This is a genomic window from Calothrix sp. PCC 7507, assembly GCF_000316575.1.
In the GTDB taxonomy this organism is placed as follows: Bacteria; Cyanobacteriota; Cyanobacteriia; order Cyanobacteriales; family Nostocaceae; genus Fortiea.
Genome location: NC_019682.1, coordinates 6,652,398 through 6,675,637, shown reverse-complemented (window position 1 = coordinate 6,675,637; position 23,240 = coordinate 6,652,398). Strand labels below are relative to the sequence as shown.

The following is a 23,240-nucleotide window of genomic DNA, read 5'->3' as shown; positions in this document are numbered from 1 at the left end:
GCCCTACGGGTGACGCTCCTGCGTCGCTATCGCTAGTTCCTTTATGCCGGGGAACCCGTCCACCGGATTGGCTCACCGCTCTACGAGCGTCTACGCGTCTGTGCAAGAGTCAAGAGTCAAAATTTATTCCCCAATCCCCAGTTCCCAATCCCCGATCTAACATAAAGAGGTGTTAAGGAAGCGATCGCCATCGGCATGGACTGGAAAGAAATTAGAGGAAACTGGGTACTTATTCCCCCAAACCCCATCGGTATTATCCATTTCTTGGGAGGTGCATTCGTCGCCACTGCACCCCACCTCACTTATCGTTGGGTACTAGAACAGGTGGCCAATAAAGGGTATGTTGTTATTGCTACACCATTTATCAATACGTTGGATCACACAGCGATCGCTAAATCTGTACTACTAAATTTCGAGCGTACCCTAGAACGACTCTACGATTCTGCAGCACTACGCAAGCTCTACCTCCCCATTTATGGTGTCGGACACAGCATGGGTTGCAAACTCCATTTACTCATTGGTAGCCAATGCGCTGTAGAACGTGCAGGTAATATTTTAATATCCTTCAACAACTACGCCGCTAGAGATGCTATCCCCCTAGTGGAACAATTCAATTCTGCTTTAGCAATTGAGTTTACCCCCACGCCTTTAGAAACTAAAAAACTAGTGCAAGAACACTATAATATTCGCCGCAACTTAATCATAAAATTTAGTAATGACACCATCGACCAATCAGCACCATTGTGTAAAATCCTACAAGAGCGTTTCCCGGAAATGGTAACAATACAAACCTTAACAGGAACTCATACCACACCCCTAGGTCAAGACATTAAATGGCAAACAGGAACATCTTTCACACCGATTGACGCGATTGGTCAATGGTTTAAGCAAGAAATATATCGAGACTTAAACCAACTAAAACGCACCATGCTCTTGTGGCTCAATCCTCTCTCGCCTCCATAATTATGTCGATGAATAATTGAATATAGCGGTTTTCAGATCAATGAGGTACGGTTTTAAACCGCAAAATCCGTAGGGGCGGGGTATCCCCGCCCTCGATTGTTATTAAATCTGATTATATTTTTATTTTGTATACCAATTAATAACTAACTTTAATTGCCTTGTTTTATGTTTAAAATCCTAGTAATTGATGACGATCGCTCAATCCAGATCCTCCTGAAAAGGATGTTAGAAAAACAGGGCTATCAGGTAGTAATAGCCAACAATGGCGAGGAAGGAATCGCTAAATTACTTACCTACCAACCAGCACTAATTATTTGTGATTGGATTATGCCAGGATTGAGTGGACTGGAAGTCTGTCATCGCATTAAGACAGACCCCAATTTATCCACCATTTTCTTTATTTTATTAACATCTCTAGATTCGGTCGCCGATCGTGTCAAGGGGTTAGATGCTGGTGCTGATGATTTTATCTCTAAACCCATTGAACAGAATGAATTGCAAGCACGCTTAAGAGCAGGACTGCGCTTACATCAGTTAAGTCGGGATTTGCAAATCCAAAAGCAACTTCTAGAAGCAGAACTCGCACAAGCTGCAGAATACGTGCGCTCTCTGCTACCTCTCCCCATGACTGAACCTTTGAGCATCAATTCCCGATTCGTTCCTTCACGACAACTCGGTGGCGATTGTTTTGACTACTACTGGCTTGATCCTGACTACTTAGCAATCTATTTACTTGATACTGCTGGACACGGTTTAAAAGCTACTCTTCCCTCAGTTTCGGTGTTAAATTTGCTGCGTTCTCGTGCCCTCAAAAGCCTGAATTACTATCAACCGAGTCATGTACTGAAAGCTTTAAATGATACCTTTCAGATCAGTTACCAAAATGACAAATACTTTACTATCTGGTACGGTGTTTATAATAAAGTCAAGCGCCAATTAATTTATGCGAGCGCCGGTCATCCCCCAGCAATATTAGTATCTGGAAAATCTCCAAATAATACCAAAGTACAGCTTTTAAGAACACCGGGAATGCCAGTTGGGATGTTTCCAGAAGCAGTATATGTTGATGGGTTTTGCAACATTGAAACATCTAGTACTCTTTACATTTATAGTGACGGTGCTTATGAAATTACTAAATCAGACGGTACAGTTTGGAATTTAGATGCATTCATTCAATTACTTGTGAGTTTACAGTATAACGTTGACTATCAACTCGACCAGGTATTGAATTACCTAATCGCTTTGCACTCTAGCGAGGCTTTTGATGATGATTTATCTATACTGCAAATTAAATTTGATTAATTATGTTGTCGTTGAAAGCATAGCTCGATTAAATTCATCTTGACTAGGGAAGATTTCAAATACTTTATCCATACTAGTCAATTCAAATAATATTCTGACTTGCTCATTAATCGAGCAAAGAACTAGCTTAGTATTAGCTGCTCGCAACGTTTTAAATGCTAGCACCAGAGCACCCAAAGCAGAACTATCCATGAATGTCACATCTTGGCAATCAACTAAAACAACTTTTGCACCTGTTTCTAAAAGCTCAGTGATGCTTACCCGCAATTCTTGAGATTGTGCTGCGTTGATAATTCCACTGAGTTTAATCACTTGCACTTCTTGTTGTACTATCATGCTTTATTCCTGGTTTTTGTAAAAGAGGTTCTGATTTTCCTAGTATTATATACCAATAATAATTCATTTGAGAGATTCTTGCCAAATATAAAGTCATCAAATATGAATAGCAACCAATAGATAATTAATCATAATTAATGCATTGTCGGTTGTCTATAAACTCTGAATTTGTTTCGGTAAGTAGTTAAATTTAAACCTCAAATATAATTATAAAATTTTACTGATGCCTTTTAAATAGCAGTCAATAAAAAGCTGTTCAATATCAATTATCTAAAATAAAGTAGTAGACGCAAACCCAGAAAATTTGATGATATCTGATACCACTTGACTGAGAATTTTGAATTTGTATAGAGAGCAACTAAATTTATTTATGAAAATTTGAAAATATGCTCTATAGATTAAGGAAAAATGATTTTCTCGTGGTACGGTTCAGTAAGGTTGGGTTTAGACTCTTAACTAAGCCTACAGTGGATTTGCTGAAGCACATAGCAATCTCAAAGTCAGGCATAAATACTGTTTTACTTCTGACTCCTGAATTTTGACTCCTGAATTCTGCTGTAAATTAATTTTGTCTGAGAGGAATAGTAATCACAAACTTAGTACCACCTCCGATACCTAAGTTAGAAATACATTTCAAAGAACCGCCATGTTTTTGTGAGATAATTTGGTAGCTAATAGACAAACCCATACCAGTACCTTTGCCAATTGGCTTGGTTGTAAAAAAAGGGTCAAATAGTCTTTGTTGAACGTCTTCTGATATTCCTGGTCCATTATCAGCAATGGAAATAGTCACTTGATTTGGGTCTAGTAATTGGGTATGAATGTGAATCTGTGGATTTTCAGGTATGTTTCTGTTGGACATAGATTCTTCTAAAGCATCGATCGCATTCGCCAGAATATTCATAAATACCTGGTTAAGTTGCCCAGCATAACATTCTACTAGCGGTAGGCTGCTGTATTCTTTGATAACTTTGATCGACTTGTGGTCAGGTTTAGCTTTGATACGATGTTCTAAAATCATTAAAGTGCTGTCAATGCCATCATGGATATCTACCTCTTTCATCTCAGCCTCATCCATGCGGGAGAAAGTGCGTAGAGAAATAACAATTTCCCGAATGCGCTGTGCCCCTATTTTCATCGAGTTGAGGAGTTGGGGTAAATCTTGGATAAGAAATGTCAAGTCTATCTCTTCTGCTAACTCCTGAATTGCGAGGATCGGATCAGGATAATATTGCTGATAAAGCTGCACTAATTCCAACAGGTCTTGAGTATAGTCATTTGCATGGGCTAGATTGCCATAAATGAAATTGACGGGATTGTTAATTTCGTGGGCTATACCTGCCACCAATTGTCCTAAACTAGACATCTTTTCACTTTGGACAAGCTGCATTTGAGTCTGCTGGAGTTCTTGGAGGGCTGTTTCTAAATCTTTTGTTTGCTGCTGTACTTGTATTTCTACCAGTTTGCGGTCAGTAATCTGAATTGTTGTACCCACCAATCGATAGATTTTACCTCCACTATCTTTGAGTGGATTGAGTGTAGTGAGCCACCAAATTTCTTTACCTTGAAAAGGTAAGTACTCTTCATAGGTGACAGGTACACCGGCTTCTAAGCAACTGAGATATTTCTGATATACTGCTTTACCTGCAACTTCACCAAAGACATCTTCTGGTAGTCTACCAATGACATCGGCGCTGCTGAAACCAGTCCCGCGCTCTGTAGCGGGATTCCATCCTGAATAACAAAGTTTGCCGCCTTCTAGAACATCTAACGTAAATATGGCATGTTCAGAACCATCAAATACGGTACGGAGGAATTGCTCTTGTTTTCGCAGTAGTTCTTCTGATTGTTTATGTCCCGTGATATCTGTAATGACACCAACCAAACCGATATTCTGGCCTGTCGAATCTTTTAGTGGATAAGCTCTGAGAAAAGTCTGGATAATTCGACCATGAGCGGACTGTTGCTCAACCTCACCCATCCAAGGTTTCCCCCCAAGAATAGTCTGCCACATCTGTTGAGCAACTTCTGAGTTAGTGATTACAGCATGGACACCACCAAGTTTGATGAAATCTTCCACTGTTTCACATTCGTACAATTTGCAAAATGCTGAGTTTTGATAGATGTGATTACCCTCTGCATCCGCTATGGCAATGGCATCACTGGAGCTTTCCACCGCTTGTTTATATAAAACTAAGTTTTGCTCTGCTTGCTTGCGCTCTGTGATGTCTAGCACCATTGCGGCAATGCTAATCACTTCCCCATTGTCAGCTATTAAGGGGTTGTTATACCACTCACAGATAATTGTGCGATTGTCTTTTGTGACATTTTCGTTGACGCTGACAATTTCTCCCTGTGAGTAGAGGAGAGTGTCCATTACCTTCACTACATGTTCTTTAGCGATTTCAGGAACTAAAAACGCAAAATGACAACCCAGCACTTCGCTTCTGCTGTAACCAAAAATTTTTTCGGCGGCAGGATTCCATTCCTGAATCTCAAATTTAGTATTCCATTCAACCACGCCTACAGGTGTTTGTTGAATCAAAAGTGCTAGTCTTTGCTCAGAAGCTCTGAGTTTAGCTTCTTTTTGTTGCCGTTCAGTAATTTCAGCTTGTAGTGCTTGAGTTCTTTGTGTTGCTCGGTTTTCTAATTCTGCTTCTATGAGCTTGGTCTGGGTAGTATCACGAATCGTCCCAATTAAGAACTGATTACCTGTGTCATCCGCAAATAAAGATTTTTTGGTGGAGATAAAGCGTGTCACACCTTGAGCATCGGTAAAAAATTCTTCATTTTCGTTGGTAATACCCGTTGTGAAAACTAGTTCATCTTTTTCCCAAAATACATCAGCTTCGCTTTGGGGAAATAAGTCATAATCTGACTTACCAATTACCTCTGCTGGTTCACGTCCTATGAGGGTTGCAAAGGCTTTATTCATCAGTACTAAACGGTGTTGGCGGTCTTTTACAAAGATGGGATCTTCTATACCGTTGAGAATCTGGAGGAGAAAGCTAACAGTGAAATTTTCCTGCTGTGGGAACGGACAATTATCACCGAGTACCTGTGCTTGATTTAGGGACTCTTTTGTTTTTTTGTCCTTTTTCATGCCCAAATTCCTGTCTGTAGGGGTTTCAGCCGCCAAAAGAGGTTTTTTGCACACAATTGAAAAAATTGTTTGTGCTATTTTAGTCTTCCCCATGTTGGCGATTTTTGAACAGGAAATAGGATTTTTAGATTTTTTCCACAGGACTGACTTTGGCTCTATAAAGTAGTTTGTTCCCTTGTCGGTAGCCAGTGTAACGTACCTTGACTATTTCTCCTATTTGTGGGTTTCCTTTTATTAATTGGTGTATTTGGGGATCATAGGGTAGTTCTGCGCCTACAGGTGCGATCGCTTCTACTCCCCACTGCTGTAATAATTTTTCTAGGGGTTTCTCTACTAGCGGCACTATTTTGACTGCTGCTAACTGCGGATTTTCTTTAGCTGTATAGGCGGCTGTGGGAAATTGTAATAACAAAGATTCCAGCAGTTGCAAACTTGACTGCTGGAATTCTTGCAGCAATAGTTCTCGCTGCTGTTGTAATTGTATTTGCGATCGCTCATACTCTTTTCTTAAATCAGCAATCTCTTTACTAGTAATGAGTTCTGAGTGCTGAGTTCTGAGTTCTGAGTCAAGATTTTTTTCTGAACTCACACTAGACTCGGAAAAAGTCGCGACTAATTCACTTAATGACATCTGTAGCACTTCGGCAAGCTGGATCAGTACATTCACCCGCATCTGCTCCAGCTTTCCCCGGCGCAACTGCAAAATCTGGCGCTCTGAGATGCCACTAGTGCGACTCAGCGCTCTAAAACTAGAAATACCCACCCCTTGCATCAAATCTTGTAGCTGCTGGGTGAAATCGGCATTTGGCATTGGTCAGTTATCAGTTATCAGTTATCAGTTATCAGTTATCAGTTACTTGTACTGAGCAGAGCCGAAGTATCAGTTATCAATTTGTTCACTGTTCACTGATAACTGTTTCCCTATTCTTCCAGTAAACTTCTCAACATCCAAGCAGTTTTTTCGTGTACTTGCATCCGCTGAGTTAGCAAGTCGGCGGTGGGTTCGTCGTTGACTTCTTCCAGGATGGGAAAAATTGACCGCGCAGTTCGCACTACAGCTTCTTGTCCTTCCACCAAGAGGCGGATCATTTCTTTGGCTTTGGGAACTCCTGGTGTTTCGGCGATCGAACTCAGTTGAGCATACTCGCTGTAGGTTCCTGGCGCAGGATAGCCTAAAGCTCTGATCCTCTCGGCAATCAAATCAACGGCTAAGGCTAATTCTGTATACTGAGTCTCAAACATCAAGTGCAATGTTTGGAACATCGGGCCTGTAACGTTCCAGTGGAAGTTATGAGTTTTTAGATACAGTGTATAGGTGTCAGCTAACAGTCGAGATAAGCCTTCAGCAATTTTCGCTCTGCTGGTTTCGTCAATACCGATATTTAAAGATGAAACTTGTGGTTTAGATGACATAATTTTCTCCTAATTGGTGATTTATTTAGTTATCATTTGTCAGCTTGTAACTTTTTACTGACTCATGCTAGGTGCATCTTTAAAACGCTCTTGGGGGCTTTGCGAACTCTGGCTAAGATGGTTTCTTTACCTAAACGCTGGCAAGCCTCATAACGATGGCAACCTGAAAAGCCATAATACCGTCCATCTACTTCTAAGATATCTATGGGTTCTTGCTGCCCGATCTCCGCTATCGACTCCATTAAGTCTTGCACTTTTTTGGGATCGTTCTCGCGGGGCAATGGCCGCTGAATCTGATTTAAGGGAATTTCTTGGACTCTAACCATCAGGAATGTTCCTAACTAGTTTTGTTTTGTAGTTATATAAATCATAATCGTTATGACTTCGTTTTGCAACTATTTTAGCACCTCTGGGGGCTGGGGACTAAAGAATAGTTTGTTTTAACTACCAATACCCAATCCCCAATCCCCAATCCCCTACTTCTGCAAAAAGTCAAATGGTATCCTTGGAGCACTTATGCGACAAAACCACTACAGTACGAAGCAATTAGAAAATCCGCTCCAACGTCGCCTCAAGAGGGAGAAACAAGTGTTCTCGAAAATTTCGTTTTGGCGTTTTTCTGGCAATGTACTGATGACGTTTTGCTTGTTGGGACTGACTGCTGCATCAGGGCCTGAGATGAAGACAAAGGAAGTGACGCTGAGAATTGGGATTGTGCAGCGATTTGGAGAGCAACCCACAGCTAAACTGCAACTAGAACCGAGTAAAGGCGATCGCTTAAAGCTAAAATTTAAAATCGGCAATAATACACAAACCTTACTTACCCAAAACCCTGTCCAGTTGGAAACAGTCATGCAAGCCTTACCCCAACCAGCAGTTGAGGAAGTAGTACTTTTAGGCACATATCGCACTTATGAAACTGCTGAGGACAGTGCCCAAAGCTGGCGGAATCAGGGAATTAAGGTAGAAATAGCGCAACCAGAGCGTTGGCAAGTTTGGGCAAAACGGGATGTTTACAACACTCCCTTACTACGGCGCTTGCTATTGCAGAGTTTAGACGCTGCTGGCAAGAAAACGGTATCTCTGGAGACAAAAATTTTGTCACAAGTACCGCGAGTTAGTTGGGTAGTGAATGGGAAAAGATACAGCCAAAATTCTCTGGAAATTAGCACTAACAAAAACTTGATTCGGGTGAATCAAAGCGAAAAACCGGGGAATGCCCGTCTCTACGCTGGCAAGATGAACTTACAGCCGAATGCTTATGGCACATACACTTTAGTCAATGAAGTGCCGTTAGAAACCTATTTGCGCGGGGTTGTACCTTACGAAATTGGCACGAATGCGCCAACAGCAGCGATGGAAGCCCAAGCGATTTTGGCGAGAACCTATGTGCTGCGAAATTTGCGTCGATTTGCCATTGATGACTACCAATTATGTGCTGACACCCACTGCCAGGTTTATTATGGGCTAAATGGAGTAGCTCCCAACACCGACAAAGCGATCGCTGCAACTAAAGGTATGGTATTAACTTACCAAAATCAGCTAGTAGATGCGCTTTATTCTTCCACTACTGGTGGTGTCACCGCTTCTTTTAGCGATGTCTGGAATGGTGAAGATCGTCCCTATCTGCGGCCTGTGGTGGATGCTTCTATGAATATTTGGGACTTGTCTAGGCAGAATTTAGCAGATGAAAAAAACTTTCAGAAGTTTATTAATCTCAAAAAAGGATTCAATGAAAGCGAGTGGGATCTATTTCGTTGGCGTAAAGAAACCAATTTAGAAGACATTACCAAGGGCTTACAAAAATTTTTGCGGGTGAAAAATAGCCCCTATAGTAAATTTAAAACAATACAAGCGATGGCTATAGTTAAGCGATCGCCCAGTGGACGCATCCTCGAACTCGCAGTGAAAACTGAGATCGGTACTTTCACTCTGCACAAAGACGAGGTTCGCAGCGCCTTCTTCGCACCCACAAGCACGCTCTTTTATCTAGAACCCCTCAACAGAGGCCAATCGAGTCTGTGGGGATACGCCTTTATTGGTGGTGGACTAGGACATGGAGTTGGTTTAAGCCAAACGGGCGCTCAAAATTTAGCTAAAGTAGGCTGGCCAAGTCCAAAAATTTTGCAGTTTTACTATCCTGGCACTCAAATTAAAATTCTCAGTAACGAGATTCAGTTTTAAATAGGGGATTGGGGATTGGGGATTGGGGATTGGATTACTCTATATTGTCATTGTCTCCTCACACTCCCTGCCCCCTGCCCCCTGCCCCCTGCATCTATTCTTAGTAGAGGTCTTCTTCTTTATGAGTTTCGATTTTCAGATCGGAGGTTGGGTAGGCAACACAGGTGAGTACATAACCTTTTGCAATCTGGTCGTCGTCTAAGAATGACTGGTCAGACTGATCGACGGTGCCCGAAATTAATTTACCAGCACAGGTTGAGCAAGCACCAGCACGGCAAGAATAGGGTAGGTCTAGACCTTCGTTTTCGGCAATGTCTAAGATATATTCATCTTCAGGAACATCAATTGTAGTTTCAGTTCCTTCTGCATCGACTAAAGTCACTTTGTAGATAGTAGCCATTTAGTATTCCTCTCTTTTATCAACGGCAGTGTAATTTATCCTCAAGTAAAGCCCACGGCTGCTTTTGTGTTTTTTAGCCGTTGGTTGTTCACTCCAATTCTGATACTACGGGAAAAGTTAAATACTTTAACTGGAAATTGACTACGATTAGTAATGAAATTTAGTTACTTATCGTCAATAGGTTATGCTTATGTATTTCCGGTGCTAATTGTGCTACTAAAAAAGCAAGAACACGATTACTCTCAATTCATCACACAAATTTTGCAGTTATATAGTGAGAAATTTATGGCTCGATCAAGCATTAAGTTTCTGACTACAAGCTTGCAAAATTAATGAAACAAATTAATTGCTGTGTTCTTGCTTGATGTAAAGTTTAAAATGTTTTTTGAACTATTACTGCAAAACGGAATACTCACCCCCGGTGAGATAGAGAAATTATCGTGTCTCTAGTTATGCTGCGTTTACCTGAAGTCAACTAGACTTTAGCATTTATTGTCCTCAGGCTCAAATAAAAGTCGTTCTAGAGGTTAACCGCGAGCGCCGGAGTGAAGACGAGGCTTGAGACCCAAATTTTCGGTAACTCTATACAAAATGTTGATGTATGAGCTACCTAACTTTTAGTAGAGGTCTTCTTCTTTGTGAGTTTCGATTGTCACATCAGAAGTTGGATAGGCGACACAGGTCAGCACATATTGTGCTTCAATCTGGTCGTCATCTAAAAATGACTGGTCAGATTGATCAACAGTACCTTTTGTGATCTTACCCGCACAGGTGGAACAAGCACCAGCGCGGCAAGAGTAGGGCAAGTCAAGACCAGCTTCTTCAGCAGCGTCTAAAATATAGGTATCATCATCAACTGGGATTGTTTTTTCCAGCCCTTCAGCTGCGTTGATGAGTGTAACTTGGTAGGTTGCCATTTTAGTAATCCTCTCTTTGGTGGACGGCAGTATAAGTTAACTTGAAGCAGATGATACAGATATTTTAGTGTGATCATCTGCTGTTTCAAACTTACTTTAATTCTGATACTAAGAGAAAAAGTCAAAGATGTAACCGAAAATTGACCGCGATTAGTAATGAAATTTAGTTATTTAATACCAATAAGTTTTGTTTATATTTTATTGACTGAATTAAGCCTAATATTAGAAAAAATTATACCTCAGAGAATAAAATGTGCAGTCGAGAATAAATCACGTAGAATACGGGTCGGATTTATGGTATCTGTAGTTGACTAAGCTGTGAGATAAAAGATTTTAAGAAAACCTCATCTCAGGGATAATTATGTTGTAGCGATCGCCAACTCAAACAAGTTTCCGTAGCTTTGACAGCTTGATCAGAACACTCGACGGTGAAAGCAATTTGGCTTTGCCCATACAGAAAACCTACGAATAGAACTAGTGACTATCATGTATAATTCTGAATCTCCTTTGGCACAAACGAAAGTGCGGGTAGGTTTGGTTGGGACTGGAAATGCGGCAAAGTTAAGGGCTGAGGCATTGTTGCAAGATCCGCGATCGCATCTAGTCGCAGTTGCAGGCTATAAACCAGAAAAAACAGCAACTTTTGCTCAAGACTATCAAGCTGAGGCGGTGGATGCTTGGCAACAACTAGTAGAGCGAAAAGATGTAGATTTAGTAGTAATCTCCACTGTTAACCGCGATCACAGTGCGATCGCTCATGCTGCCCTTTCTCAGGGTAAACACGTAGTTGTAGAGTATCCCCTTGCTTTGGATGTAGTAGAAGGAAAAGAACTGCTTGCCCTAGCTAAAGCCCAAAACAAACTCTTACACGTCGAACACATAGAACTTTTGGGTGGACTACACCAAGCCTTAAAGCAAAACTTAGCTAAAGTAGGTGAGATTTTTTATGTCCGCTATAGTACTATCACCCCTCAAAGTCCTGCACCCCGGAAGTGGACTTATAACCATGAGCTTTTTGGTTTTCCCTTAATGGGGGCGCTTTCCCGATTACATCGGCTCACCGATTTATTTGGTACAGTCTTTACAGCTAACTGTCATCAGCGATATTGGGCAATTGAACCGGAATACTATCAAACCTCTTTTTGCATTACACAACTGTGCTTTGATAGCGGACTCCTAGCACAAGTAGTCTACGGCAAAGGTGAAACTTTGTGGCAGTCTGAACGCAAGTTTGAAGTGCATGGCGAAAACGGTGGGTTAATTTTTGATGGCGACACCGGATTTTTCATCCATGAAGGGCAAACAACACCAATTGAAGTTGGGACTCGCCGGGGTTTATTTGCCAAAGATACGAGTATGGTGTTAGATCATATTCTTGATGGCTCTGCGTTGTACGTTACCCCAGAAGAAAGCTTATATACTCTGAAAGTTGCTGAAGCCGCAAAAAGAGCTGCTGAGTCAGGGTTAACTATATTTATGAAAGATATTTGATCTGTAAATTAAGCTGTATGAGAAGCGAAACAATTGTTATATTATCCCAGAGAGAAATAGAGAAGATGCGTAAGGCGGGGCACTTAGCGGCTAAACTCTTAGAGCATCTGGAGCCACTGGTAAAGCCAGGAGTTAGTACCCTGCAACTCAATGATGAAGCTGAACGCTGGACGCAAGCACATGGTGCAAAAAGCGCCCCACTAGGTTATAAAGGCTTTCCCAAGTCGATTTGTACCAGTGTGAATGAGGTAATATGTCACGGTATTCCCAATGCTAGACAGATTCTGAGGGACGGCGACATCATCAATATTGATGTGACGCCGATTGTCGATGGCTACCACGGCGATACATCCAAGACATTTTTTGTTGGTACTCCTTCACCAAAAGCGAGAAAGCTAGTGGAAGTGACTGAGGAGTGTCTTTACCGGGGGATTGCGGAGGTTAAACCAGGGGCACGCATTGGCGACATTGGTGCAGCGATTCAAGAGTATGCTGAGGCACAGGGTTTTTCTGTGGTGCGGGACTTTGTGGGACACGGCGTTAGTAATATTTTCCATACTGCACCGGATATCCCCCACTTCGGCACACGGGACAAAGGCAAGCGTCTCAGACCGGGGATGGTGTTTACAATTGAGCCGATGATTAATGAAGGTACTTGGGAAGTCGAGGTGCTGAGTGATAAGTGGACTGCTGTCACACGCGATCGCAAACTTTCAGCCCAATTTGAGCATACCTTAGCTGTGACGGAAGATGGTGTGGAGATTCTCACCAAAAACTAGTACAAAAAGGCTGAAGTATGAAGTCTGAAGTCTGAAGTCTGAAGTCTGAAGTCTGAAATGAAGAAACCTGTACAGTCAGCATTTGGGCGATTTGGAATGGTTACTTTATTTACGCCGTGGCGTACTAGTTGTAGAGAGGCGATAAATCGCGTCTCTACAAGGAATTTATCCATCAATTATTTATTGACATACTGATATGACAATATGTCACTTAATTCTGGGTTAAATTAAACCTGTTTGCAGTTCGGATACATCCTGCTCAGTGGCTTCTGCAGGTAGGAATCCACCTGCCTGCATTTTCCATAATTTATAGTAGGCACCACCAAGTGCCAGGAGTTTGGTGTGGGTACCATCTTCGACAATGTGACCTTGATCGAACACCAAAATGCGGTCTAGATGGGCGATAGTGGATAACCGATGCGCCACAACGACCACTGTTTTCCCATTCATTGCTGAATCTAAGGTATCTTGGATCGCTTTTTCCGTGATGGAATCGAGGCTGGAGGTGGCTTCATCCAAGATCAGAATGGGGGCATCTTTGAGGATGACGCGGGCGATCGCAATCCGCTGTCTTTGCCCACCAGAAAGTTTAACACCGCGTTCACCCACCATAGAATCATAACCTTCCTTGATTTGGGCGATAAAATCGTGAGCATAGGACTGACGCGCCGCCTCAACTACTTCCTCATCAGTCGCCTCGATTCGCCCGTAACGAATATTTTCCACCAAAGTCCGATGGAACAGAGACGGATCTTGGGGAATCAAGCTGATCTGCGCGTGTAGGGCATCCTGAGTCATATCTCGAATATCGACCCCATCAATGATAATCTGTCCTGATTGGGGGTCAAACAGACGCAAAATCAAATTGACAAAAGTGGATTTTCCCGAGCCGGAAAAGCCCACCAGTCCGACGCGCTGGCCTGGTTGGATGGTGACAGAGAGATTGCTGAATACTTGTTTCTCCGCCGAGTAGTTGAAATTGACTCGTCGAAACTCAATGCGTCCTTGGGTGATGGGGTGGGCGATCGCTTGATCTCGGTCAATCAACTCATGGGGTTGAACAATTGTATAGACACCATTAGCGACATTGCCGACATGTTCAAAAAATTCTAGAAACCGTTTGCTTAAATTGCGGGCTTCACTGATAATCAACAACGATAGACTAGTTGCCACAACGAAGTCAGCAGTAGCGATCGCTCCTTGACTCCACAGAGAAAGTGAGTAATACAGAGTGCCGATTTTCAAAATCGCGGCTGAGATGAACTGAAACCAACGGATTCGCTCCGAATACCAGTTTGATATTCTCACCTCTTTGATTTCTCGCCTTAATTGCTCATTCAAATAGCGTCGTTCAAAACCCAGACGCGCAAACAGTCGGCTACTAGTGAGATTTGTTACCGCATCTACAATCATGCCAGTTGTCTCACTTCTGGCGGCTGCAGCTTTCCGGGCGTAAATTCGGCAGCGAGTGGCCAGCCAAAACGAAATACTGATGAAGAGAATTGCCCACACCCCCACAAATGCAGCTAGTGGAGGATAGGCGCGATACAGTAACCCTGTGGCGACGGTATACACGATGATTACTGGCATAAATTCCGTAATCATCATTTGCATTGTTTGCGTGACACCAAGAGAGGTTTCGCTAATCCGATGTGCTAGCGCCCCAGAAAAACTACTACTCAGGTAGCGGTGAGAATGATGCTGCAAGTAGGCATATAAGGAGCGGACAATGTGCTGTCGGTGGATGGGATGGAGGATAGTCTGCAAAAGTCCAGCCGATCGCCCGAATACCACTTCACCCACACTCAAGGCGGTGAACAGTATCAGGGGTTGCCTCACGGTATCAAAAATGTGCTGGCTATTGCCTGGCGATCGCGTCACGCTGCGGATGATCTCACCAATGGCATAGGGCAACATAATGCCACAGGTTGCATGTATTACCTCCAAGATCACCATTGCCACATACCACCAGCGGAACTGATTAACGAAGTAGCAAATAAACCTGAAGGGAGTGGCTGGTAGGGCTGGCGCATTAGCAGCACGTTGAAAGGATTTAAAATGTCTGGACTTTTTCGTCATGAAAATCGATCTCGTAGCATCTTTTTAGGCTTTTTCCTGATAACTCAATTGAGTCGTAACAAATAACATCAAAATAAATGTTTGCCAATCCAACGCCTTATGGCGTGGCGACATTCAACCGATAAATATCCATCTCAACTCCATGAAATATCGTTCTTTTTTGATATCTCATCCCCAACTTCTCCAGCACTCTAATCGATGCCGTGTTTGCTTGTTCAACAATGCCGAGGATATATGGAAATTTGAGTTGCTCAAATCCGTATTGAATTGTTGCTAATGCGGCTTCACTTGCTAACCCTTTACCCCAAAACTCTGGATCTAGTCGATATCCAATCTCTCGTTCGTTGACATGATCAATTTGCTCAATAGCAATTCCACAGTAACCAATCAATTGGTTGTTTTCTTTGAAGATGACAGCCCACTTTCCAAATCCCAACGCTTGATAAGAAGTGATAAAACTATCTATTCTTGCCTGCGTTTGGGAAGCAGAGAGAATTCCAGTAGGAGAAAATTCCATTACTCGTGGATTTGCCAGTATTGGCGTAAGTTGATCCACGTCTTTTTGCTGGAAGTCTCGCAGGATGAGGCGTTGTGTTTCTAGCCAAAACATGCTTACTGAAAAAGCTTAACGGTGACAACAAAAAAATAGACGGCTGAACCAACCGTCCGATATGTTACATCAATATTCTGGCTAACGCAGAGAATCGCCTCTTCGATATTCAGCAGTTAGGTCATCTAGCTTTTGTTTTAAACTATCGTCGAGTTTTAGTTCTATTGCCTTGAGGCTATCAGCAAGTTGTTCTGGACGACTAGCGCCAATAATCGGGGCAGTGATAATGGGATTTGCCAAAACCCAAGCCAGCGATAGAGTGGTGAGTGACAATCCCGCCAAATCTGCTATTGTGCGTAATTCCTCAACAGTATTAAACTGGCGATCGTGCCAATAACGTTCTTGATAACGTTCAGCCGCAGTACCCAAGGTAAAACGAGTTCCGGTAGTGGGGCCTTGAGCAAGATTGTGTTTACCAGTAAGCAGACCACCTGCCAAGGGATTGTAAGGAATTACACCCAGTCCTTCTTCTTCCGCTAGGGGCAAGAGTTCTCGCTCAATTTCACGGAATAACAAATTGTAGCGGGGTTGAATCGAGACAAAGCGAGTCAAATTCCGCACATCAGCACGACCTAAAGCGCGGCTGAGTCGGTAGGCTAGGAAGTTAGAAACACCGATATAGCGTGCCTTACCAGAGCGAACCACCTTGTCCAGAGCTTCTAGGGTTTCATCCAGAGGGGTTGAGGCATCATCGGAGTGCAATTGATATAAATCAACGTAGTCGGTTCCCAGCCGTCTTAGGGAAGCATCGATCGCATCCAAAATGTGTTTGCGGGAAGCACCCTGATCCCAAGGTGCAGGGCCAACCTTCCCCACAGCTTTGGTAGCCAGGATAAAATGTTCGCGTTTGCCTTTGAGCCAGCGCCCAATGATTTCTTCGGTGCGTCCGGCTGTGGTAAGTCCACCGCCTAGGGGATAAACATCGGCTGTATCTAAAAAGTTGATCCCAGCATCGGCGGCTGTGTCGAGAATAACTCTGGAAGTTTCTTCATCAGTCTGCAATCCAAAGGTCATGGTGCCAAGAACAAGGCGCGAAACGGTCAATCCGGTTTTACCGAGTTTAGTTGTTGGTAAAGTCATAAAATTGTTCTCAATGCATTTGTTAGGTGTGAGATTTAAATGCGAAATATTTGGGCTTTTGCTTGGGGTGCTTTGGTTGCAATTCTCGGCGGACTAATTGGTTTGGGTGGTGCAGAGTTTCGCTTACCAGTTTTAGTGAGCATTTTTAACTATCGAACTCTACAGGCAATTATTATCAATCTCATTGTGAGCCTCGTTAGTGTAATCTTTTCATTCATTTTTCGCAGTGGCATTATTGGTTTGGAGAATGTTTTGGACAACCTGACAGTAATCATTAACATTCTGGCAGGCTCTCTTATTGGCTCTTATGTTGGAGTTAACTATGCAACCCGAATCAACGAAAAAACATTAAATCGTGTTGTTGTCGCGTTTCTATTTTTCTTGAGTTTTGTACTGATTGGTCATAATCTCATTTTCAGTTTTCAGAGTTGGCAACTGCCAAACTTACTAAGAATTGGTATTGGTTTTGTAGCAGGAATTGTCATTGGGATATTCAGCAGTATGCTTGGTGTCGCAGGTGGTGAGTTGATTATCCCTACCATTATTATGGTGTTTGCAATTGACATCAAATTGGCAGGAAGTTTGAGTCTTGCAATCAGCATTCCCACAATCATCATGGGTTTATTTAAATATAGAAGTCAGCAACGACTGCAAGAAGTAAAATCAGAGCAAAAGTTTATTATTTCAATGGCAACTGGTTCAATACTAGGAGCATTCATTGGCAGCAACCTTTTAAGGTATGTAGCAAGTTCTTGGTTGTATGTAATCTTGGGTGTAATTCTATTGTTGTCAGCATTTAAATTAGCGAATCACAAGCCAGCTACATAATGGCAATATTAACTAGCCAAGGCATCTGAATTGCACCACAGTCGTTTTGACTACATTTCCAGGTCAAACCTGGAAATGGAAATTTTCATCAGTTTGTTTCAATCTGATACTAATCTTCCTCACTGCGACCCGTTGAAACATCGATTAGACAGCTACAGATGCGCGGCGGCTCTGTGAAACCAGCCATTGTTGCAATTTCGGGTCGCCGTATACTTCATCGGCAATAAAATGATCGCCATCAGGCAGTAGAGTAAAATCTACTGTTCCCCCTAATCCGCGCAAGGTATCAACAATTTGCTGTGTATCCTCAATCGGCAGTTTTTCGTCCTTGCCACCTTGAAATATTTGGATGGGAATTTCTTTGAGTGCAGCTAGTTGGGTTGCTTCTAATGTCTTGGGTACACGGCCGGAAACGGCTACCAAACCAGCGAAGTGCCCAGGATGGGAAGCGGCGATATGCCAAGCCCCAGCTGTACCTAAGCTGAACCCAGATATAATTACACGCGATGGATCTATGGGCTGGGAAGCGATGAGATGATCTAGCAACGCAATCACATCTGCTTCGCGCTCTACCCAGGTTTGTTCTTCAGGAAGCTGGGGGGCTGCAAAGACGTAAGGTAACGGGGCTGATGCGTCCACGAAACGAGGTAAACCCCATTTCAGTAGTGTATTTAGATCAGTGCCGCGATCGCGCGCTCCATGTAAAAACAATACGAGCGGTGCCGATTGGTTGGCATTTTCAGAGACAGGTGAGAAAAGATAAGGTAAAGAACCATTGCTGATATGTTCGACGGGCATAGTTGTGACTCCTAAATGATTTGGGTATGGAGGAAAGTATTTCTGTCATGGCAGTTCGTAGTAAGCACTTTAGTGCTTAAAAATCAAGGACTTCAGTCATTACTACGAACATTTACTTAGTTAACTGCAACTTTGGCGGGTTGTTGCCAAACAGCGGCGGCGTACAGTGAGTCTTCAAAGTCCGGGGCGATTTTGTTGCTGGTGATGCGGGCTTCGTGCTGCTCCCAGTCGCTGAAGAATAAGTCATGGCTGATACGCGATACGATCGCAGGTACGTCACGGCGGATGCTGGGTACGTCGCCGATTGGCAGGCCGAAGCTGACGAAACCTGCTGGGTTGAAGACGTGAATGTCCTTCAGGTAGGGTGCAGTGCCAGGTACTTTTTCTAAGTATTCGTGGGCACTACCGAGATAGGGGTGTGTTCCCAGATCGTCGTCACGCTGGTCGGCTGGTGGCTGGTAGCGATCGCGCCACAGTGCAATATGCTTATTAAAATCGGCTAGTTCTGGGCGCTTTGTGGGGTCAACAAAGTAACCAGTACCAGCGATCGCAAAATCAAATTCAAATACATCATCGTTCACTTGGGCAACTATGCGATCGCCCCTTGACTGCGCTGTTTTCCAGGTTGCGGACAGGTGCAGGTAGAAGTTGGAGAAAGCGACTACCCTTTGAATTGCATCCGGTGGTGGTGTAGAACCGACTTGACGAAAGCGCCAAGCTTGGAACCAGCGGGCTGCATCAGGCAGTTCGGGATAATTGTTGTAAGCACCAGGATAACCCCGCACACGATTTATAGGCAGAGATGCGATCGCCTGCCGCCGTGCGAACAGGTGTACTGCCTTGGCTCCCGATTCTAGTGCTACCCCAGCGGCATCGAAAGCTGAAGCCGCTGCACCCAGCACTGCCACAGTCTTACCGCGCAGTGCTGTAAAATCGATGGCATCGGCGGTGTGTGCATACAATGTACGCGATAAGTCAGCTAGTACTGGCGGTATGTAGGGGCCACCAGTGCCAGCCACACCGTTGGCAAAGATAATCTTGCGTGTAGTCTCTACCTGTGGGACACCGTTTACCTCTAGGTGCAAGCGAAAGAAACCATCAACTGGCTCAACCCGCACCAGCTTTGTCTGGTAACGCACCTGGATACCCAGGAAATGCCTATACCAACTGAGGTACTCAGCCCACAGCAACCGGGGGATGCGGTCGATCGCTGCGTAGGCTTCAGCACTGTGACGCGCCTCATACCATGCTTGAAAAGACAGTTCTGGAATGCCTAGTTCAGGGCCGGGAAGGTTCTTCGGTGTGCGTAGCTTGTTCATCCGCGCTCGATTGAGCCACACGCCTGCATGGGACTCGTCCTCAGCCGCATCAATCACCTTTACGCGGCCGATGCCAGCGCGTCGTAGGGCAAATGCGAAAACGCTACCGGAGCCGCTACCACCCACTATGGTGACGTTGTGGTCTATGCCTGGGCGATCGCTCACCCAGTTCTCTGGGTCAGGGCCAATGAGGCGTAGTGCCTCACGAGCGCCGAAATCGGGGTCAGTCGTTGTTGTCATATCTTTTGGGGAATGGGGCATGGGGGAGGGTGGGAGGTGTAGGGAGTATGGAAGGGTGGGAAGCTTTTTTATCATCTCCCCATCTCCCCACACTCCCTTTCTATACCACTGCTAATTGTGGGGATTCAACTTGAGCTACTTGAGATTCGATCGCTGTACCCTTGAAGAAATTGGGGTTGGCTTCGGTGTAGAACTTGTAGGGGTTAGCGAATACGTATGCCTTGAAGTCGGCTTCGGAAATCACGCCTTCTTTGACGAGATCCCAGCTTTCAGCTAGTGGGGAGGTGAGATCGGGCACATCCCAGTGACCAACGTCAGAGGAATAGATGGCGTTGATTTTCACGCCCAAGGGATTAGCTTTGTCGTTGAAGGCGGCGGCGATGGTGCGATCGTCGGACTCGGAACCAAAGAAGAAACTGTTCACCCAGCGATCGCGGATGTCTTCAATGGTTTCAATGCCGGCTGCTGCAAAATCCTCTAATTCCTTACCCACTGGTGAGCGGCTATGACGGCTGAAGGAGGAACCCAGTACGCTCTTGGTCAATTCTTCTTTGGTGAGGGAATATCCTTCAGTAATATCCCCACCGAAGCGCTCAAACAACTCGAACAACTCATCAGAGTTCGTCAGGTCTGGGTTGTAGTTTTGCAGTCCCTTGAGATTGCGTTTTGAGAAGCGATCCACTAGGTGAATGTAGACGTGAGCGCCCCAATCTGCGCCACCTTCGAGCATCCCAACGCGCAACTGTGGGAACCGCTTGGTCACACCACCAAAGAACAACGCTTTGGCAAATGCTTGGGAACCATCGGCGAAGTGACCGATGTGGTTGTTCATGTAGTTACTGATGGAGGAGCGTCCAGTCCAACCTTGACTGCCGTAATGGGTAGTAACGGGTACACCTAGTTCGACGACTTTAGCCCAGAAGGGATCGTAGTCGTATTCACTATCTAGTCCGTAGAAGTCGATATAGGAAGCATATTTGGCGATTTCGGGGAATTTATCTGCTGGATATTTGTCAGCGATCGCCTTAATCGGTCGTTTCACACCACCAGTAATATTAATGACTTTTAAACCTAGTACATTCACGGCAAATTCTAGCTCCTCAATGCCTTCTTGGGGAGTAGTTAAGGGGATGCCAGCCACTGGTGTCAGGCGATCGCTATATTTACGATAGATATCAGCATGATAGTGGTTGACTGCACGGTGCAGTGCTTGACGGTTCTCTGGACTAGCTCCCGCAGGTGCTAGGACATTATTGGGAAACAGCACCGAATAGTCTGATCCCTGCTCTGCCTGACGCTCATATAACAGTGCAGGGAGGGTGTAAGTTGCCAAATCTAGGGTGTTTTTGGTGACTCTCGCCCACCAAGGTGAGCGGATGGTGCGGTTGTATTGACGTTCTTCAGGAGTTTGTTGATACCAGTCTTTACCGTCAGTCTTAGAGTTGAGGCGGGAAGCTTCTGTTTTGCGTAATTCGTCTACAAGTTTTGCACCGCCGTAATTAGCAATGTAATCCTCAAAAGCTGGGGTGAAATCATTGGTGTGAACGTCAGTGTCAATTACCGGATAATCCAGGGTGGCTCTGATTGCAGCAGAGGGCGAGGTCTTTAAGCGGCTATATTCAGTCATGTTTTTTTCCTTTAAAATTAGAGGTTTTTCCAGCACTCATTTGTCTTTTGTATTTACAAATGCGAAATGACAAAGATTTTTGGCGTTGCATATTTGCGGGATGAATTGAGATTTTTACCCAAGACTAAAGGTAGATTCTTTATGTCTTTGCGCCTACCCTGCGGGAAGCCGCTCCGCGTCTATGCGTGAGACAAAATTCATCCCATCAATCAGCACCGCCAGATTTTCAGGTTCTGTAGGGAGGGGATCTACAGAAGCTACGTTTTAAAAGGTGTGGCTTAACCATCTTGCAAAAACCTAATTACGCCAAGACCAATTTCTCATTCACTTTTTTGGCAGCAAAACTATTACCCGGACGACGTAAACCCAGGTTTTCACGCAAGGTACTACCCTCGTATTCAGTCCGGAACAATCCACGTTTTTGCAGGACGGGAACGACCAAATTAACGAAGTCATCCAACCCTGTGGGTAAGATTGGCGGCATAATATTAAAGCCATCAGCCGCACCGTTGTTAAACCATTCTTCTAACTGATCGGCTATGGTTTCGGGAGTACCAAGGATGGTGCGATGACCTCTTGCAGTAGCCAGAGACAGATACAACTGGCGCAGTGTGAGAGTCCCACGAGTAGCTAAATCTCTAACTAGTTTGAGACGACTTTTGTTAGCGTTGGTGTCGTTGGGTAGTTCAGGCGCTACATCATCCAGGGAATATTTCGACAGATCAACACCTTTGTAATAAGTCTTTAAAATGCCCCAGGCGACATCGGGATGGATTAACGATTGCAAAAATTCGTACTTTTCTTGAGCTTCTGCTTCGGTGCGGCCAATGATGGGGAAAGCCCCAGGCATAATTTTGAGATCATCTGGCGATCGCCCATATTGCGCTAGCCTACCTTTAATATCAGCATAAAATTCCTGGGCATCCGCTAGGGTTTGATTGGCGGTGAAAATTACCTCCGCAGTCCGCGCGGCCAAGTCCCGTCCGGCTTCGGAGGCTCCAGCCTGGACAATTACCGGGTAGCCTTGGGGTGGACGCCCAACATTCAAAGGGCCTTTAACAGCAAAATGTTTGCCCTTGTGGTTCAATGTATGCAGTTTGTTGGGATCGAAATAAACACCAGATTCTTTATCACGAATAAAGGCATCGTCTTCCCAGCTATCCCACAGTCCTTGCACCACTTGCACAAACTCTTCAGCGCGTTCATAACGCTGGCTGTGTTCTGGGTGTTGGTCGTATCCAAAATTCTGAGCCACATTCTCATTGCCTGTGGTGACTACATTCCAGCCAGCCCGACCTTTGCTCAAATAGTCCAGGGAGGCAAACTTCCGTGCCAGGGTGTAGGGGTCTTCATAGGTGGTGGAGGCGGTGGCTATGAAGCCGATATTTTCAGTGACAGAGGACAAGGCTGAGAAGAGAGTGACAGGCTCGAAATGGGCAATTTTCCCATTCCGATATTGAGTTTCTGGAGCGCCACCCCAGACTCCTGGGCTGTCCGCTAGAAAAACTGCATCTAATAAGCCGCGTTGGGCTGTTTGGGTAATTTCTTTGTAATGCTCGAAATTCAGTCCAGCATCTGCTTGTGAATCAGGGTGTCGCCAGGAAGACACATGATGTCCGGTAGCTTGAATAAATGCACCTAAACGAAACTTGCGTGTTAGACTCATATGCTTTTCTCTTGTCTGCGGAAATCTACGTAAAAATCCGTATCACAACGTCGATGAATAGCGATCGCCTGAATTTCGCTGAACATCGTTGGTTGAAATGCTGAT

Annotated in this window: 20 protein-coding genes; 6 read left to right on the top strand and 14 right to left on the bottom strand. The window is 44.3% G+C overall.

Features of this window, described 5'->3' with window-relative positions:
* The first annotated feature begins 195 nt into the window (after window positions 1–195).
* Together CAL7507_RS28615 and CAL7507_RS28610 are read left to right on the top strand one after the other, a co-directional pair.
* Window positions 196–963 carry a DUF1350 family protein gene (locus CAL7507_RS28615; protein ID WP_015131982.1) on the top strand — a complete coding sequence of 256 codons (768 nt, stop codon included), beginning with the start codon at window positions 196–198 and terminating at the stop codon, window positions 961–963.
* A gap of 165 nt (window positions 964–1,128) precedes the next feature.
* Entirely contained in the window at window positions 1,129–2,265 is a 1,137-nt protein-coding gene (locus CAL7507_RS28610) for a PP2C family protein-serine/threonine phosphatase (protein WP_015131981.1), read from the top strand.
* On the opposite strand, the gene CAL7507_RS28605 is transcribed toward CAL7507_RS28610, so the two are convergent.
* The 5 genes from CAL7507_RS28605 to CAL7507_RS28585 all read right to left on the bottom strand — a co-directional run bounded on the left by CAL7507_RS28605 (window position 2,266) and on the right by CAL7507_RS28585 (window position 7,443).
* Entirely contained in the window at window positions 2,266–2,601 is a 336-nt protein-coding gene (locus tag CAL7507_RS28605; RefSeq protein WP_015131980.1) for an STAS domain-containing protein, read from the bottom strand.
* A 562-nt stretch (window positions 2,602–3,163) separates the two neighbouring features.
* Window positions 3,164–5,704, bottom strand: a complete 2,541-nt coding sequence (locus tag CAL7507_RS28600; RefSeq protein WP_160166374.1) for a PAS domain S-box protein — start codon at window positions 5,702–5,704, stop codon at window positions 3,164–3,166.
* A 124-nt stretch (window positions 5,705–5,828) separates the two neighbouring features.
* On the bottom strand, window positions 5,829–6,515 hold the full coding sequence (gene grpE / locus CAL7507_RS28595) for a nucleotide exchange factor GrpE (protein WP_015131978.1): 687 nt from the start codon (window positions 6,513–6,515) through the stop codon (window positions 5,829–5,831).
* Window positions 6,516–6,625: 110 nt separating this feature from the next.
* A complete protein-coding gene (locus CAL7507_RS28590) occupies window positions 6,626–7,117 on the bottom strand; it encodes a Dps family protein (protein WP_015131977.1) in 492 nt (163 codons plus the stop codon).
* Between the two features lie 62 nt (window positions 7,118–7,179).
* On the bottom strand, window positions 7,180–7,443 hold the full coding sequence (locus CAL7507_RS28585; RefSeq protein WP_015131976.1) for a ParB N-terminal domain-containing protein: 264 nt from the start codon (window positions 7,441–7,443) through the stop codon (window positions 7,180–7,182).
* Window positions 7,444–7,633: 190 nt separating this feature from the next.
* On the opposite strand from CAL7507_RS28585, the gene CAL7507_RS28580 reads away from it, so the two are divergent.
* On the top strand, window positions 7,634–9,301 hold the full coding sequence (locus CAL7507_RS28580) for a SpoIID/LytB domain-containing protein (protein WP_015131975.1): 1,668 nt from the start codon (window positions 7,634–7,636) through the stop codon (window positions 9,299–9,301).
* Between the two features lie 100 nt (window positions 9,302–9,401).
* Here CAL7507_RS28580 and CAL7507_RS28575 read toward each other — a convergent pair whose 3' ends face one another.
* Window positions 9,402–9,701 carry a ferredoxin gene (locus CAL7507_RS28575; protein WP_015131974.1) on the bottom strand — a complete coding sequence of 100 codons (300 nt, stop codon included), beginning with the start codon at window positions 9,699–9,701 and terminating at the stop codon, window positions 9,402–9,404.
* Window positions 9,702–10,318: 617 nt separating this feature from the next.
* Window positions 10,319–10,618, bottom strand: coding sequence for a ferredoxin (locus CAL7507_RS28570; protein ID WP_015131972.1), 300 nt, complete (start codon window positions 10,616–10,618; stop codon window positions 10,319–10,321).
* A 486-nt stretch (window positions 10,619–11,104) separates the two neighbouring features.
* Between CAL7507_RS28570 and CAL7507_RS28565 the strand changes: the two genes are divergently transcribed.
* Entirely contained in the window at window positions 11,105–12,109 is a 1,005-nt protein-coding gene (locus tag CAL7507_RS28565) for a Gfo/Idh/MocA family protein (protein WP_015131971.1), read from the top strand.
* A gap of 17 nt (window positions 12,110–12,126) precedes the next feature.
* A complete protein-coding gene (map, locus tag CAL7507_RS28560) occupies window positions 12,127–12,888 on the top strand; it encodes a type I methionyl aminopeptidase (protein WP_015131970.1) in 762 nt (253 codons plus the stop codon).
* 222 nt (window positions 12,889–13,110) lie between these two features.
* On the opposite strand, the gene CAL7507_RS28555 is transcribed toward map, so the two are convergent.
* From CAL7507_RS28555 to CAL7507_RS28545, 3 genes are all read right to left on the bottom strand, one after another.
* Window positions 13,111–14,967: an ABC transporter ATP-binding protein gene (locus CAL7507_RS28555; RefSeq protein ID WP_015131969.1), complete on the bottom strand. Its 1,857-nt coding sequence runs from the start codon at window positions 14,965–14,967 to the stop codon at window positions 13,111–13,113.
* Window positions 14,968–15,064: 97 nt separating this feature from the next.
* The gene (locus CAL7507_RS28550) at window positions 15,065–15,577 is read right to left on the bottom strand and encodes a GNAT family N-acetyltransferase (RefSeq protein ID WP_015131968.1); all 513 of its coding nucleotides are present in this window, start codon (window positions 15,575–15,577) and stop codon (window positions 15,065–15,067) included.
* 81 nt (window positions 15,578–15,658) lie between these two features.
* Complete coding sequence (locus tag CAL7507_RS28545) at window positions 15,659–16,657, bottom strand: aldo/keto reductase (protein WP_015131967.1); 999 nt, start codon at window positions 16,655–16,657, stop codon at window positions 15,659–15,661.
* A 39-nt stretch (window positions 16,658–16,696) separates the two neighbouring features.
* Between CAL7507_RS28545 and CAL7507_RS28540 the strand changes: the two genes are divergently transcribed.
* On the top strand, window positions 16,697–17,485 hold the full coding sequence (locus tag CAL7507_RS28540) for a sulfite exporter TauE/SafE family protein (protein ID WP_015131966.1): 789 nt from the start codon (window positions 16,697–16,699) through the stop codon (window positions 17,483–17,485).
* Window positions 17,486–17,629: 144 nt separating this feature from the next.
* Here the strand turns inward: CAL7507_RS28540 and CAL7507_RS28535 are convergent, their stop codons facing one another.
* From CAL7507_RS28535 to CAL7507_RS28520, 4 genes are all read right to left on the bottom strand, one after another.
* Entirely contained in the window at window positions 17,630–18,283 is a 654-nt protein-coding gene (locus CAL7507_RS28535; protein ID WP_015131965.1) for a dienelactone hydrolase family protein, read from the bottom strand.
* Window positions 18,284–18,399: 116 nt separating this feature from the next.
* Window positions 18,400–19,842, bottom strand: a complete 1,443-nt coding sequence (locus tag CAL7507_RS28530; RefSeq protein ID WP_042341656.1) for a SidA/IucD/PvdA family monooxygenase — start codon at window positions 19,840–19,842, stop codon at window positions 18,400–18,402.
* 100 nt (window positions 19,843–19,942) lie between these two features.
* Complete coding sequence (locus tag CAL7507_RS28525; protein WP_015131963.1) at window positions 19,943–21,469, bottom strand: amidohydrolase family protein; 1,527 nt, start codon at window positions 21,467–21,469, stop codon at window positions 19,943–19,945.
* A gap of 301 nt (window positions 21,470–21,770) precedes the next feature.
* Window positions 21,771–23,135: an LLM class flavin-dependent oxidoreductase gene (locus CAL7507_RS28520; RefSeq protein ID WP_015131962.1), complete on the bottom strand. Its 1,365-nt coding sequence runs from the start codon at window positions 23,133–23,135 to the stop codon at window positions 21,771–21,773.
* Window positions 23,136–23,240 lie beyond the last annotated feature (105 nt).

Excerpts from the sequence above, each read along its gene's own strand:
- CAL7507_RS28615 (WP_015131982.1), top strand. The coding sequence starts at position 196 with ATGGACTGGAAAGAAATTAGAGGAAACTGGGTACTTATTCCCCCAAAC.
- CAL7507_RS28610 (WP_015131981.1), top strand. The coding sequence starts at position 1,129 with ATGTTTAAAATCCTAGTAATTGATGACGATCGCTCAATCCAGATCCTC.
- CAL7507_RS28605 (WP_015131980.1), bottom strand. The coding sequence starts at position 2,601 with ATGATAGTACAACAAGAAGTGCAAGTGATTAAACTCAGTGGAATTATC.
- CAL7507_RS28600 (WP_160166374.1), bottom strand. The coding sequence starts at position 5,704 with ATGAAAAAGGACAAAAAAACAAAAGAGTCCCTAAATCAAGCACAGGTA.
- grpE (WP_015131978.1), bottom strand. The coding sequence starts at position 6,515 with ATGCCAAATGCCGATTTCACCCAGCAGCTACAAGATTTGATGCAAGGG.
- CAL7507_RS28590 (WP_015131977.1), bottom strand. The coding sequence starts at position 7,117 with ATGTCATCTAAACCACAAGTTTCATCTTTAAATATCGGTATTGACGAA.
- CAL7507_RS28585 (WP_015131976.1), bottom strand. The coding sequence starts at position 7,443 with ATGGTTAGAGTCCAAGAAATTCCCTTAAATCAGATTCAGCGGCCATTG.
- CAL7507_RS28580 (WP_015131975.1), top strand. The coding sequence starts at position 7,634 with ATGCGACAAAACCACTACAGTACGAAGCAATTAGAAAATCCGCTCCAA.
- CAL7507_RS28575 (WP_015131974.1), bottom strand. The coding sequence starts at position 9,701 with ATGGCTACTATCTACAAAGTGACTTTAGTCGATGCAGAAGGAACTGAA.
- CAL7507_RS28570 (WP_015131972.1), bottom strand. The coding sequence starts at position 10,618 with ATGGCAACCTACCAAGTTACACTCATCAACGCAGCTGAAGGGCTGGAA.
- CAL7507_RS28565 (WP_015131971.1), top strand. The coding sequence starts at position 11,105 with ATGTATAATTCTGAATCTCCTTTGGCACAAACGAAAGTGCGGGTAGGT.
- map (WP_015131970.1), top strand. The coding sequence starts at position 12,127 with ATGAGAAGCGAAACAATTGTTATATTATCCCAGAGAGAAATAGAGAAG.
- CAL7507_RS28555 (WP_015131969.1), bottom strand. The coding sequence starts at position 14,967 with ATGACGAAAAAGTCCAGACATTTTAAATCCTTTCAACGTGCTGCTAAT.
- CAL7507_RS28550 (WP_015131968.1), bottom strand. The coding sequence starts at position 15,577 with ATGTTTTGGCTAGAAACACAACGCCTCATCCTGCGAGACTTCCAGCAA.
- CAL7507_RS28545 (WP_015131967.1), bottom strand. The coding sequence starts at position 16,657 with ATGACTTTACCAACAACTAAACTCGGTAAAACCGGATTGACCGTTTCG.
- CAL7507_RS28540 (WP_015131966.1), top strand. The coding sequence starts at position 16,697 with ATGCGAAATATTTGGGCTTTTGCTTGGGGTGCTTTGGTTGCAATTCTC.
- CAL7507_RS28535 (WP_015131965.1), bottom strand. The coding sequence starts at position 18,283 with ATGCCCGTCGAACATATCAGCAATGGTTCTTTACCTTATCTTTTCTCA.
- CAL7507_RS28530 (WP_042341656.1), bottom strand. The coding sequence starts at position 19,842 with ATGACAACAACGACTGACCCCGATTTCGGCGCTCGTGAGGCACTACGC.
- CAL7507_RS28525 (WP_015131963.1), bottom strand. The coding sequence starts at position 21,469 with ATGACTGAATATAGCCGCTTAAAGACCTCGCCCTCTGCTGCAATCAGA.
- CAL7507_RS28520 (WP_015131962.1), bottom strand. The coding sequence starts at position 23,135 with ATGAGTCTAACACGCAAGTTTCGTTTAGGTGCATTTATTCAAGCTACC.